Genomic DNA, 13565 nt, shown 5'->3' with positions numbered 1-13565 from the left:
GTCGGGCATTAATCACAAAGCGCGGAGCCGCCTGTTGCGACTCCGCTCGCGTGTGCACCATACGAGTGCAAACAGGAAACGCCACCGCCGGAGGGGAGCTCGGCGGTGGCGTTGCTAAACGGTGCGCGGACTAGGCGGCTTTAAAAGTGTCGGTTCGTGTATGAAGGGCGTCTATGAGCGCTTGCGGCTCACCACGGCGCCCGCGGCGATGGCGGCTGTTCCCGCAAGGGCGGCTGCCACGATGGCTGCGCTCGAGGCGTCGCCGGTCGCTGCGAGTTTGCCGGCGATCTTGGCTCCCGTGGCTGCAACTGCAACGGTCTTGGTTGTCTTCGCGCTCTTAGACTTGGAACCCGGCTTGGTCTCGCCGGGCTTTTCCCCGGGTTTGGTCTCTTCGGGAGGCGCGATGACCGTGCTCTTGGCGACAGCTTCGTTATAGGGGGAGTCGATCACAGCGTCGCCCGTGCCGATGGTTTGACCCGCCTCGTAGACGATGCCGTCGCTGAGTTCTTCCTTGTTGCGATAGTCAATGACCTTGCCGCCTTCAGGCGTCTGGATGGTGGCTCCTTCGATTTCGATGGTGCCGATCGCCTTACCATCCGCGCTCATGGCAAGGGCGAAGATTGCCGCCGTGTCTCCCTCGGCCGTGACCTTGCTGCGGAGAATCGAAATGGTTGCGGGCGTGATGCCCTCCTTGGTCTGAGCAAAGATGCCGATGTTCATGCCTCGGGGCTGAGGGTTAGTTTCGCCATCCTGGCCTGCACTGTAGTGGCCGGGGCCGTCGCCGCCGGTCTCGGCATAGCGGGCTATGGCCTTGACAACGGAGTCGCTGATGTAGATATGGCCACCCGCTTCGCCGGAGTAGAAATTACTGGTGGAGATTGCAACCGAGAACCTGCCTTCTGCGAGCGCATCCACAGTCGAGCCGTTCTTGATGACGATGTCGTCCTCATCGGTGAAGAGTGCGCTGACTTCCCCGCCATCTGAGCTTGCGCGGATCGTCACGGTCGCGCCATCGAGCGTAATGCCCTTGTAGACATAGATGCCATACCCAACGCCACTTGCGTTGAGGGAAGCGTTCGTGACCGTGAGGCTGTTTTTACCGTCGATGGCGGCGTCTTCCTCGGAACTTGCCTTGACCTGGCTGCCATCCGAGATCTCGATGTTGCCGTCGGCCCAAATCGCATTGTCTTTGATAGAGCTTGCCTCTACCTTGCCGCCGCCCTTTATGATGAGGTTCTCGTTAGCATCGATACCCTGATCCTCGGTGGCCTTGGCGGTGACGGTTCCGCTGTTGTCGATCGTGATGTTGCCGTCGGCCCTGATGCCATCCGAATCGCCCGTGGCGTTAACGTTTCCCGAGCCCTTGATGGTGACATCGCCCCCGGCATCGATGGCATCGTGCTCGGTGCTCGTGGCGTTGACAGTGCCAGCGCCGTCGATGTTGATGTTGTCGACGGAAGTGATGGCGTCACGAGAAGATGCCACGTTGAGCGTGCTGGACGCGTCGCCCTGAATATTAAGCTCGGCGTTCTCGTTCGCGCCATCCTTAACCTTGATGCCGCGGCCGTCGTCGTTAGTGACGGTGTTGTTGCCCTCGTAGCTCACGTTGATCTTGCCCGCTGCCTCGATCGCACCGCCGTTGTAGCCGTTGAGCTTCATATCATCGGCGCCGTCCCATGACCAGGTGCCGGCGGCGTCTCCCGCGGGCCCCGCGGCCGCTTCGTGGCGGACGCCATCGACGTCCACCCACTCCGCCGCGAGCGAGACGCTCGGCATGAGCAGCGAGCTCACCGTGAGCGCGCACACGGCACCCACGACGATGCGGCGCGTCACGCGGCGCCAGCTGCTGTGCGCGAGTCCTATGCGACGGCGAACGTCGGGCTCGACAAAATGGGCTCCAGAGGTTTTGTCATTGCGCTTGGGGGTCGTGAACAAGGCGGCCATGGTTACTCCCATCCTCATAGGGCCTATGCGATTACGCCCAGCATATCTGCAGGATGTAGCCGGCGGTAGTGCCGTTTGGAGGGCAAAATGTCCAAAACTTGGGAAGCAATACATCGCGCGTCCGTGTGGCGCCTGGCTTTAAAAGCAAAGCGCGGAGCCGCTCGATGCGACTCCGCGCTTTGCTGTTTGGTATTGCGAATCTTGCGCCTACGCTACAAAGAAGTAGACGAGGAAGGCAAGTGCTGCGATCCACATGAGCGGCTTGATCTTGGAGGCCTCGCCCTTAAAGAGCGCGACGATCACGTAGGCGATAAAGCCCAGGCCAATGCCGGCAGAGATGGAGTAAGTGAAGGGCACGCCGGCGACAATCATGAACGCCGGGAAACCTTGCGACACGTCGGACCAGTCGATCTCGGAGGCCTCGCTCATCATGAGGTAGCCGACGTAGACCAGAGCACCGCAGGTGGCGGCGCTGGAAACGATGGTGACGATGGGGGAGAAGAACGCGGCGAGGATGAACAGCACGCCGGTGGTGACGGAGGTGAGACCCGTGCGGCCACCGTCGGCAGCGCCGGACGTGGACTCGACGAAAGTGGTGATGGAGGAGACGCCCATAAAGCCACCGGCAGCAGCGGCCACGGAGTCGACGACCAGGATGGGACGGATGTCCTCGACATTGCCGTCCTCGGTCAGGAACTCGCCCTGCTTGGCGACGGCCATCGCGGTGCCCATGGTGTCGAAGAAGTCACTCATGAGCAGCGAGAAGGCCACGACGAGCAGCATCGGGTCGGTCAGGACCTTCACGATGGCAATGTTGCCATCGGCAGTGCTGGCAAACGGGGCGCCGAAGGTCGAGAAGTCGAGCGGTGCGATGAGGCCCTCGGGCGCATGGGTGACGCCCAGCGGGATTCCGGCGATAACGGCGACGATGATGCCGATGAGCAGCGAGCCCGGCACGTTGCGGGAAGCCAGGGCAACCGTCACGACGATGGAGATGATGCCGACGATAAAGGTGGGGGAGGCGATGTCGCCCAGGCCGACGAGCGTACCGGCGCCAGCGGTGATGATGCCGGCGTCGCACAGGCCGATCATGGCGATAAACAGGCCCAGACCCACCGAGATGGCGTGGCGCAGGACCACGGGGATGGCGTCCATGATGGCCTCGCGCAGGCCGCACAGGACGAGCAGCAAGATGACGATACCCTCGAGGAAGATAACGCTCATGGCCACGTGCCAGTCGCCGCCGCACATGGTGGTGGCGATGCCCGCGATCATGGCGTTGATGCCCAGACCCGACGCGCAGGCGAGCGGGCGGTTGGCGAAGATGCCCATGCAGATGGTCATGATGCCGGCGCCCAGGCAGGTGGCGCAGGCGAGCGCTCCCGCATCAATGCCAGCGCCCGAGAGCACTGCGGGGTTGACGGCGATGATGTAGGCCATCGCCAGGAATGTTGTCAGTCCAGCGCGAAGTTCGGTCCCGATTGTGGACTTGCGCTCACTGACGTGAAAAAGTTCGTCCATGCATACCCTTTCCTTGTTCGGCCCCGAGTTTAGGCCGATTGACACGAACTCATTTACTATATCGCCTTTACAACCTTGCTGTTCCTCGCATGTTAATGTTCGGCGCTTTGTAACAGACGGACGGTATCTATCGCATGAAAATGTGTGGGTACCGTATACTTAAGCGGTTACAACGACCCCTATGGAGGAACGTATGATTAAAGAGCTTTGCCACGACGAGGCTATCCTGTCCCAGCGTTGCGAGGTTGCGACCGTCGAGGACGAGTCGGTTGCTCAGGACCTGATCGATACCATCAAGTCGCTCGATGATGCCGGCTGCTTGGCCGCCAACCAGATCGGCGTTACCAAGAAGGTCTGCGTCTACCTGGACGACGCCGGCGAGCCCCACGTGCTCTACAACCCCCGTCTGGTGTTTGGCCTGGGCGCCAGCAAGATGGAGGAGAGCTGCCTGACGCACGAGGAGGTCACCAAGTCCACGCGCTATATCAAGTGCAAGGTTGCCTTTGACCAGATCGTCGATGGCAAGATGCGCGAGCGCAAGCAGGACTTTGTGGGCTTCGAGGCGCAGATGGTCCAGCATATGATCGACCACTGTCTTGGAAAGTTGGTCTAAGGGGACCAAAGCACCGCACTTCGTCTCTTTTGGTCCGGGCGTGACATTGTTGTCATGTCCGGGCTTTTGTGTTTAGCGCCTTTTTGTTTGGTGACAATGAGCTTAACAAGAACGTAAAGCTAGGAGGCGCTATGTGTACGAGCATTCGATTTACCGATAATTCTGGCCACATGTATCTAGGCCGCAACCTCGACTGGAGCTTTGACTACGGCCAACAGGTTCGCGTGATGCCGCGCGGGTTTCACATCCCGTATTCGTTTATCGACGATGCGTCGGCGGCACACGCGGTAATCGGCATGTGCATCGATTACAAGAACTATCCCATGTTTTTCGACTGTGGTAACGATGCGGGTCTGGCTGTGGCGGGGCTCAACTTTCCCGGCTATGCCGAGTATGCCGAGGGCCCGGTTGATGGAAAGACCAATATCGCGGCCTATGAGTTTCCCCTGTGGGTGGCAGCGACGTTCTCGACGGTCGATGAGGTCGAGGCCGCGCTGCGCGACACGGTGATTGTCGCCAAATCTGCCGGAGAGGGGCTGGGCGTGTCGCTGCTCCATTGGATTATCGGCGACAGCCAGCGCAGCATCGTGGTCGAGATGATGGCTGACGGCCTGCATGTATACGACGATCCGGTCGACACCCTTGCCAACCAGCCGACCTTCCCGTGGCACATGGAAAACCTGCGCACCTATATCACCGCCACAAGCGATTTTCCGCAGACGGCGACATGGCGTGGCGCCGAGCTTAAGCCCTATGGAGCCGGTGCCGGCATGCGCGGCATTCCGGGCGATTGCTATTCGCCGAGCCGTTTTGTAAAGGCGGCGTACCTCAATGCCAATTACCCGCAAAAGGAGAGCGAGACCGAAAACGTCGTTCGCATGTTCCGCTCGCTCGAGGGCGTGGTGATGATCGAGGGAGCGTCCAGGATGGGCGATGGCAAGTTCGAGAAGACTATCTACACCGGATGCTTTAGCGCGCGCACGGGCAATTATTACTACGCGATGTATGGGGATCCGTCGATTCGCTACGTGAGCCTGATGGATGCCGAGGGCGCGAGCCCCGATAGGCTCGTGGTTCCCGAGCCGCGTCGTTCGTAGCCCATAGCTTTACTGCAATGCAAAATGGCCCTGCATCTCCCGTGAGGTGCAGGGCCACTGTCATCGATGTGTGACGTCGCTAGAAGTTGACGTCGTTGAGCTGGGCACTCTCGAGGCCGTCGAGCTGTTGCTGTTCGGGCGTATCGGCGACGCTCTCGAGCAGCTCGGTGGGATCGACGTTCATGTCCCTACCGGCCTCGTTGCCGTTGACCAGGTCGTCCGAGAAGATATCGACTTCCATTTCCTCGGCTTCTTCGATCTGGACCTCGAGCGGCACATGGGTGCGTACGAGTTTGACCGCCGGACGCATGCGGGCAAAGAGAGGCACGTACTCGATGATGATCGCCGAGTTCTCAAGACCGTACCAGCGTGCCGGGCTTCCGCAGGCGCGGCGGACGGCGTACTTGATGGCCATCACGCGGTGGTCGTTGCGGTTGATGTCCGTTTCGGGGGCAAGCATCTTGCGCAGCATGCAAAAACGGAAGTCGCCCACGTTGCCGCGTGTCTCGTAGATGGAGTAGGTGTGATGCTGCGGTGGCAGCTCACCCGATGTCATCAAGTCGCCAACGATCTGACGCAGATAGGCGTTGATGCGCTGGTTGACCTTAAAGCCCAGGTCCAGGCGCACGCGGAACAAAAAGTCCGTGCCAAAGGTCTCGACGGAATACTCGTGCGTATAGGGCTCGTCGGTAACGTGCACGTTGATGAACCAATATGCCTTGGCGCGCTTGGGGTGCTTGTCCAGGATGGAATAGAGCACGTCGCGGTCGAGCGTGAGCGGGTCGGGGCTGTTGGTGAGGAACACCAGATTGTCGGCGAGCACGGGGTAGGTCTCGTCGTTGCGCAGGCGGTTGAGCTGATCGATGTACTTGGAGACGGGCAGCAGGATCGTCTGCGTGCGCTCGATGGCGGTGCCGCGGCGCCACACGTACATAAGGCCAAACAGCAGCGAGGCCAGGAAGATCATCACATAGCCGCCGTCAAAGAACATGGTGAGGCACGAGGCAAAGAAGCAGAGCTCGATGGCGCCAAAAAGCAGGGCAAAGACGCAGGCGCCCAGCTTGTGCTTGAGGATGCCGGCGATATAGCTCGTCAAAAGCGTCGTGGTCATGAGCATAGTCACGGTGATGGCGAGGCCGTAGGCGCTCTCCATGCGCTCGGAGTTTTGGAACAGCAGCACGATGAAGATACAGCCGACCCACATGATGTTGTTGACGAGCGGAATATAGAGTTGACCCTTGGTGTCGCTGGGGTAGTGGATGCGCAGATGCGGCATAAGGTTGAGACGCGTGGCCTCGGATACCAGCGAGAACGAGCCGGTGATAAGCGCCTGCGAGGCGATGATGGCCGCTACGGCCGATAGCACGATGGCAAAGGGGCGCAGGGGCTCGGGAAGCATCATGTAGAACGGGTTGACGATGTCCATCGCGAGCATCTGGGGATTGGAGTTGTTGGCGAGCAGCCAAGCGCCCTGACCCAGATAGTTAAGGATGAGGGCCGCCTTTACGAACGGCCAGGATGCGTAAATGTTAGCCTTGCCCACGTGACCCATGTCCGAATAGAGCGCCTCGGCGCCGGTCGTCGACAGGAAGACGAAGCCGAGCACCATGATGCCCGAGTGGTTGATGGGCGAGAACAGGAACATGATGCCGCGGATGGGGTTGAGTGCGCGCAAGATGGACAGGTTGCCGAGCATGTTGAACAGGCCGGCGCCCGCCAGGAACAGGAACCATAGCGTCATGAGCGGGCCGAAGAGCTTGCCGATTGACGAGGTGCCGGCGCGCTGCATGGCAAATAGGCCGCAGATAATGATGATGGTAATAATGATGACGTTGGTCTGGCCGTCGCCCAATAGCGCGTGGCCCCACTCGATGGTGCGCAGACCCTCGATGGCTGTGGTGACCGTGACGGCGGGGGTGAGGATGCCGTCGGCAAGCAGCGCCGCACCGCCGATCATGGCGGGAAGGATCAGCCACGGCGCCACTTTGCGCACGAGACTGAACAGGGCGAAGATACCGCCCTCGTTGTGGTTGTCGGCCCTCATGGCGATTAGCACGTACTTGACCGTGGTTACGAGCGTCATGGTCCAGATGACGAGCGAAAGCGCGCCCAGGATCATGTCCTCGCTGACGGTACCGATGCCGCCGTTGTTGGCGACGATTGATTTCATGGTGTACATAGGGCTCGTGCCGATGTCGCCATAGACGACGCCGAGCGTTACGAGCAACATACCAGCAGAAAGGGGAATGGCTCCATGCCCGCTCTGTCCGTGCTGGTCTTGGAGGTTTGCCTCCAGTTTGTTGTGTGCCACGTGGACTCCCTTAGACATCCGGTTATCTGTCTAGGGCAGATAACCTTTATGCCATCTTTATACATATAAGAGCAGTTTGGCACATCGGGGTGTTTTAGACAATAATCCCCATCTGGGGATTATTCATGTACGCAGGTAGCATTTCAAAACAGGGGCGCACCGGCTGTATGGTCTTGCTGCAATGTGATAACCACGGACGCGCCCCTGCTTTGAAACTGAAGAGGGGCTTTTAGGCGCGTGCTACTTGGGCGATGCTTGCTTTGGTGTCTGCGCGTTTGCCGGCGACTTCGCAAAAGATCGCGCCGCCGATGATCAACGCGGCGCCCATGAGGCGGATGGGCGTCATGGTCTCTCCCAAAAGGGCAACGGAGAACACGACGGCCGAAAGCGGCTCGAGGTAGCCGACGACCGCGACGGTCTGGACGGGCAGCTTGGCGACGGCACTAAAGTAGAGCAGGCAACCGATGCCGGTGTTGACGACGCCGAGCATGGCGACGGCGCCCCAATCGATGCCGGCGGCAATGCTGGGGGAGAGGAACGAGGGGGCACCTTGCGTGAAGAGCGTAAGGATCAACGCGGTTACAAAGGCGGCGCTCACCTGGAGCGTGGAGTTCTCGAGGCCTTCGATGTGTGGCGCACCCTTGCTAGCGATGACCATCAAGGCGTAGCAGAAGGCCGAGGCGATGCCGCAAGCGATACCCGCAATGGGCATATTGCCGCCTAGACCTTGCGCCGCAATGAGAAAGGCGCCACAGGCAACGGCGATAAACCCGGCGATTTTGCCGCCGGTCAGCTTTTCGCCAAAAATGAGCGGGGAGAGGGCCATAACGATGATGGGGCCGCAGTAATACAACAACGAGGAGATGCCAACGCCGATCGTCTGATAGGCGCGGAACAGGAAAATCCAGCTGGCGCCCAGCGCGGCGCCCGAGACGATGAGCGCTGCGGCCTCGCGGGGGCGAGACGGAGCCTGCAGGTTATGGCGCTTGGTTATGAAGAGGGTGGCGGCAAGGGTGAGAGCGCCCAAAAACGTGCGCAACAGTACGATATCGGAGCTCGGCAGCGCGATGGCAGCGGCGATGATGCCGTTGGAGCCAAACAATAGCAATGCTGCTAAGTACGTAAACAGTCCGTTGTTCATGTGCTGACATCTCCTCTATATCCGAGCATGTTCACTATGGGTGAGGTGGCTTTAGAAGAAAAGCGAATATAATGCATGGATAACATGACAAAAACTCATGTAAAGGTGGAGGGATGCCGTGGAAACGAATATTCAAAAGATGCAAGTGCTGCTCGAGACGGTGCGTGCCGGCAGCTTTACGCATGCTGCAGAGCGGCTGAGCTATTCGCAGTCGGGCGTGAGCCGCATGGTGGGCGACCTTGAGGCAGACTGGGGTTTTAAGGTGCTTGATCGCAGCCGCGAGGGCGTGGTGCTTTCTGCCGACGGGCGGCAGGTCATGCCGGCAGTCGAGGCGTTATGCGAAGAGTTTGGCCGCCTGCAGCGACGCGTGGACGAGATGCGGGGGCTCATGCGTGGCAAGATCTGTATCGGTACATTCTCGAGTGTGGCGACCCATGTACTGCCGCCGGTGATCGCGCGGTTTCGCGCTGATCACCCGGAAGTCGATTACGAGCTGCTGATGGGTGATTACTCCGAGATTGAGCAATGGGTGGCGGAAGGCCGCTGCGACCTGGGCTTTATTCCGCGCGAGCCACGCGGCGCCGGTATGGCGTCGCGGCCGTTGGTGCAAGACGAGCTGATGGCCGTGGTGCCAGCGGACTCCTCGCTTGCCACCGCGGAGGTCGTTTGCCTTGCCGATTTGGCCAACGAGCAGTTTATTCTGCTGGAACGCGGTAGCGACGACGAGATTACGCCGCTGTTTCGCCGCGCGGGTCTGGCGGTGCGTTCTAAGCTATCGACCTGGGATGATTATGCGATTATGGCCATGGTCGAGGACGGTCTGGGCGTGAGTATTCTTCCGGCGCTCATCTTGCGCCGCTGTCAGTTCGATGTCGCCGTGCGTCCGCTCGAGGGACATCCCCATCGGCAGATCAACGCGATATATCGCACGGCTGACGTTTCGCTTGCCGCCGCTCGATTCCTTGAATATCTCTAAACGCGTGCGCGTCATTGTCCGCCTTGGGCAAATCTCGGAGTTCGGTACGTTTTCTTGTGAAATTGAACTTCCGAATAAGGTACGGCGCTATACTGCTGCCTAAATTGAACTTAGGTTCAATTCGTGTTCTATAAATTGAACTTTGCCAGCAAGGAGGTTCTAATGGCCCAAGAGACGTTTAGCGATCGCCTGCGACAGACCATGTCCGATCGCGACGTTCGCCAGTCGGACGTAATCCGCGCATCGGAGATGCTCGGAAAAAAACTCGGCAAGAGTCAGATGAGCCAATATGTGAGCGGCAAGACGATCCCGCGGCGCGATGTGGCAGAGCTGCTCGCTCGTATTTTGGAGGTCGATGTTTCCTGGCTGCTCGCCGGTGACGCCGATCAAGGCGAGGAATCATCGCCTCGCAACGTGCCCAAGCCCGAACCCCATCCCTCAGCTCAAATTCCAAGGAGCACCACCATGCGTACTTTTTCTAAATCCACCAAGCTCGATAACGTCCTGTATGACGTGCGCGGCCCCGTCGTCGACGAGGCCGCCCGTATGGAGGACGAGGGCGAGCGTATTCTCAAGCTCAACATCGGTAATCCGGCGCCCTTTGGTTTCCGCACGCCCGATGAGGTCATCAAGGACATGCGCCAGCAGCTGCCCGACTGCGAAGGCTATTCCAACTCGCGTGGCCTGTTCTCCGCGCGCAAGGCAATCATGCAGTACTCGCAGATCAAGGGCCTGCCCAATGTTCAGATGGAGCACATCTACACGGGCAACGGCGTGTCCGAACTCATTCAGCTTTCGATGAACGCGCTGCTCGACAATGGCGACGAGATTCTGATCCCCAGCCCCGACTATCCGCTCTGGACGGCGTGCGCAACCCTTGCCGGCGGTCATCCCGTTCACTATCTGTGTGATGAGCAAGCGGATTGGTATCCCGACCTGGAGGATATGGAGTCCAAGATCACGAGCGCGACCAAGGCCCTCGTCATCATCAACCCCAACAACCCCACGGGTTCGGTCTATCCGCGCGAGGTACTCGAGGGCATCGTTGAGATCGCGCGCAGGCACCAGCTCATGATTTTTGCCGATGAGATCTACGACCGCCTGTGCATGGACGGCTACGAGCACGTCTCGATTGCCTCGCTCGCTCCCGACCTGCCCTGCGTCACCTTTAGCGGCCTTTCCAAGTCGCACATGATCGCGGGCTATCGTATTGGCTGGATGGTGCTTTCGGGTAACCAGCGCTGCATGAGCGACTTTATTATGGGCATCAACATGCTCTCGAACATGCGCCTGTGCTCCAACGTGCCGGCTCAGTCAATCGTCCAGACGGCGCTCGGCGGCCATCAGTCTGTTAACAACTACATCCGCCCCGGCGGTCGTGTCTACGAGCAGCGCAACTTCGTGTATGAGGCACTCAACAAGATCGACGGCATCTCGGTGGTCAAGCCGCGTGCGGCGTTCTATATCTTCCCCAAGATGGATGTGAAGAAGTTCAACATCACTGACGACGAGCAGTTCGCCCTTGACCTGCTGCACGAGAAGAAGATCCTGATCACGCGCGGCGGCGGCTTTAACTGGGGTGAGCCCGACCACTTCCGCATCGTGTACCTGCCGCGCATGGAAGTGCTCAAAGAGTCGCTCGAAGACCTCGCCGACTTCTTCGATCATTACCGCCAGAGCTAATTAGTTCCGCCGTTCTACCGAACGGCGGACCACTTGACGCTGCGCGAGCCGCATTCACGCCAATCTGACGTTCAATTTCGAGGGCGCGACCAGAAGGTCAGCGCCCTCTCATTTCACGTCACCTTGGTGCAAATGCGGCTCGCTCGCTGTCGTGTGCTCAACCTGCATCGTTACCCTGGCTGTCTAAATAACAATCCCGTTGCAGTGGTCGATTTCGTGTTGGATGATCTCGGCGGTGTAGCCCGAGAAGTTTTTGATGCGGTGGACGAAATTCTCGTCCAAATACTCAACCTTAATGCGGCGATAGCGAGTACAGGGGCGCTCGCCGGAAAGCGAGAGACATCCTTCGCTCGTCTGATAGGAATTGACCTGCTCAAGAATTTGAGGGTTGTACATCAGCAGCGCCCTGTTGCCGTCCTTTACGCAGATGATGCGTTTGCGCACGCCAATCATGTTGGCGGCAAGGCCCACGCACTCGTGCTCATGCTCATGGAGCGTATCCAGGAGGTCCTGCCCGGTCACGGCGTCATCGGGGCCCGCGTCTTCGGAAGGCAGGCGCAAAAAGAACTCGGATTTCATGATGGGCTTAATCATGGCGGGCTCCTCATGTCTCATGCTTTCGTGGACTTTTAATAATAGCGCGGAAGGAAAGCTGCGCGTTCGCGTTACAATCTTTCGACGTTGGACCATGTTGCCAGACTCGTCGCGTGCGGCGTCTGGCGTAAGTCTAGGGCTCATCCTCGCCCTGGACTGTTCCTCTGGGGCGATACGACTGTCGTTCCAAGAGGAAGGAAATGCATGGGGAGCAAATCTCAGCAACAAGTTCAAGTAGCGCCATCGGCCACTTCGGCGTTTCTCGCCGTAATGTATATCGCGGCCTTTGTTGCCGCGTTTAACGAGAACATCATTAACGTGGCGTTGCACGACATCATGGCGGCCTTTTCGGTGAGTGCCATCACGGCGCAGTGGCTTGTTTCGGGCTACATGATCGTGACGTCGATCTTTACGGCCATCATGGCCTTTCTTTCCGGTCGCTTCTCGACGCGCAAGCTGCTGTTTTTCGCATGTGGATGCCTGGTCGCCGGAGAAGTCCTGTGCCTGGTCGCCCCAACGTTTACTGTCTTGCTGCCAAGTCGTATTTTGCAGGCTGCGGGATCGGGCATCTTGTTCCCGCTCATGATGAACGTGGTGCTGTCTTGCGCCCCGCGCGAGAAGCTCGGTCTGTATCTGAGCCTGGGCGGTGCCTGCATTACGCTAGGGCCGGCATTTTGTCCCGTGATCAGCGGTCTTATGTGCACGTTGTTTGGCTGGAGGGCGGTGTTCGTAGTGCCGCTGGTGGGCGGTGTCGTGGTCGCCGCGGCGGCAGCAAAGCTCGTTCGGAATGTTGGAGAGCGCTCGAACACTACGCTTGATATTCTGTCGGTTGCTTTGCTAGCGGCCGGAATCACGGCGTTTGTATATTCCGTAGGCGAGTTCTCGACCAATGTGATGACCGGTATCGTGACGCTTTTCGCCGCTGTGGTGCTGCTTGGCCTGTTTGCGGTCCGCCAGCTCAAGCTCGAACATCCGGTGCTCAACGTGCGCCCCATGGCGAGCGTTCGTTTTTGGCCTGCGTGCCTGCTTGTGGTGGTGTCGATGATGACGACGTTCTCGATGAGCGTTTTGCTGCCGCTCTATTTTGAGGGCGCATACGGCATGACTGCTCTTGTTGCGGGCCTGCTCATTTTGCCGGCGATTGCCTGCAACGCCGTGACCTCGATTGTGGGCGGACGCGTGATGGACGCCCGTGGCGCATGGCCGCTGCTGCCGGTCGGCTTTGCCCTGATTGCCGTGGGGCAGACTGCCATTTCGATGACGGCGGCAAGCATGAACATCGGCGTCGTCGTGGCACTGACCATTGTGGTGTATGCTGGCGTCGGTTTAGTGCTGAGCCCCTCGCAGACGGCCGGCTTGGAGACGCTGCCTGCCGCTGAGCATCCTCACGGAACGGCATTGCTCAACACGTGGAACATGATTGCCGCGTCGCTGGGTCCATCGCTGTTTATCGGTCTGCTTTCGAGTTCTGCGGCGGTTGCCGGCGCCACTGGCGTTGCGGCGGACGTTGCCCAGGCGATCGGATTTGCGGCTGCCGTGCGCGTGGCGGCCGTGATTGCCGTGGTTGGGTTCGCGGTGTCGCTGGTGTACGCCCGCCGCGAGTCGCACATGTCGCATTAATGTGTGCACATAGATTCTGCAGCTAGATTGGCGGGCGACACCATAAACTAATGGACGTTTTGCCG

General features: G+C 59.4%; 10 protein-coding genes. 5 read left to right on the top strand and 5 right to left on the bottom strand.

Annotated features, from left to right (window positions below; translation table 11 throughout):
* Positions 1-171: 171 nt before the first annotated feature.
* Both DXD24_RS00535 and DXD24_RS00530 read right to left on the bottom strand, forming a co-directional pair.
* Positions 172-1944 (bottom strand): carbohydrate-binding domain-containing protein, encoded by a 1773-nt coding sequence (locus tag DXD24_RS00535; protein WP_158550103.1) that lies wholly within the window; start codon positions 1942-1944, stop codon positions 172-174.
* Between the two features lie 207 nt (positions 1945-2151).
* Positions 2152-3465: an NCS2 family permease gene (locus DXD24_RS00530; RefSeq protein WP_117563535.1), complete on the bottom strand. Its 1314-nt coding sequence runs from the start codon at positions 3463-3465 to the stop codon at positions 2152-2154.
* Positions 3466-3658: 193 nt separating this feature from the next.
* Here DXD24_RS00530 and DXD24_RS00525 point away from each other — a divergent pair, with 193 nt between their 5' ends.
* Both DXD24_RS00525 and bsh read left to right on the top strand, forming a co-directional pair.
* Positions 3659-4078: a peptide deformylase gene (locus tag DXD24_RS00525; RefSeq protein ID WP_117563534.1), complete on the top strand. Its 420-nt coding sequence runs from the start codon at positions 3659-3661 to the stop codon at positions 4076-4078.
* Between the two features lie 131 nt (positions 4079-4209).
* The gene (bsh, locus tag DXD24_RS00520) at positions 4210-5175 is read left to right on the top strand and encodes a choloylglycine hydrolase (RefSeq protein ID WP_089573355.1); all 966 of its coding nucleotides are present in this window, start codon (positions 4210-4212) and stop codon (positions 5173-5175) included.
* A 79-nt stretch (positions 5176-5254) separates the two neighbouring features.
* Here the strand turns inward: bsh and DXD24_RS00515 are convergent, their stop codons facing one another.
* Positions 5255-7504, bottom strand: a complete 2250-nt coding sequence (locus DXD24_RS00515) for a KUP/HAK/KT family potassium transporter (protein WP_117563533.1) — start codon at positions 7502-7504, stop codon at positions 5255-5257.
* A gap of 211 nt (positions 7505-7715) precedes the next feature.
* On the bottom strand, positions 7716-8627 hold the full coding sequence (locus tag DXD24_RS00510) for a DMT family transporter (RefSeq protein ID WP_117645766.1): 912 nt from the start codon (positions 8625-8627) through the stop codon (positions 7716-7718).
* Between the two features lie 118 nt (positions 8628-8745).
* Between DXD24_RS00510 and DXD24_RS00505 the strand changes: the two genes are divergently transcribed.
* A complete protein-coding gene (locus DXD24_RS00505; protein ID WP_117563531.1) occupies positions 8746-9603 on the top strand; it encodes a LysR family transcriptional regulator in 858 nt (285 codons plus the stop codon).
* 162 nt (positions 9604-9765) lie between these two features.
* Entirely contained in the window at positions 9766-11286 is a 1521-nt protein-coding gene (locus tag DXD24_RS00500; RefSeq protein WP_117563530.1) for an aminotransferase class I/II-fold pyridoxal phosphate-dependent enzyme, read from the top strand.
* A gap of 183 nt (positions 11287-11469) precedes the next feature.
* Here DXD24_RS00500 and DXD24_RS00495 read toward each other — a convergent pair whose 3' ends face one another.
* On the bottom strand, positions 11470-11880 hold the full coding sequence (locus DXD24_RS00495; RefSeq protein ID WP_117563529.1) for a peptide deformylase: 411 nt from the start codon (positions 11878-11880) through the stop codon (positions 11470-11472).
* A gap of 204 nt (positions 11881-12084) precedes the next feature.
* Here DXD24_RS00495 and DXD24_RS00490 point away from each other — a divergent pair, with 204 nt between their 5' ends.
* Positions 12085-13500, top strand: coding sequence for an MFS transporter (locus tag DXD24_RS00490; RefSeq protein ID WP_117645764.1), 1416 nt, complete (start codon positions 12085-12087; stop codon positions 13498-13500).
* The last annotated feature ends 65 nt before the right edge of the window (positions 13501-13565 follow it).

The sequence above is a fragment of the Collinsella sp. TF12-2AT genome, assembly GCF_003436735.1.
Lineage (GTDB): Bacteria > Actinomycetota > Coriobacteriia > Coriobacteriales > Coriobacteriaceae > Collinsella.
The sequence above is the reverse complement of the archived record's forward strand: the minus strand, read 5'-3'. Positions and strand labels throughout refer to the sequence as shown.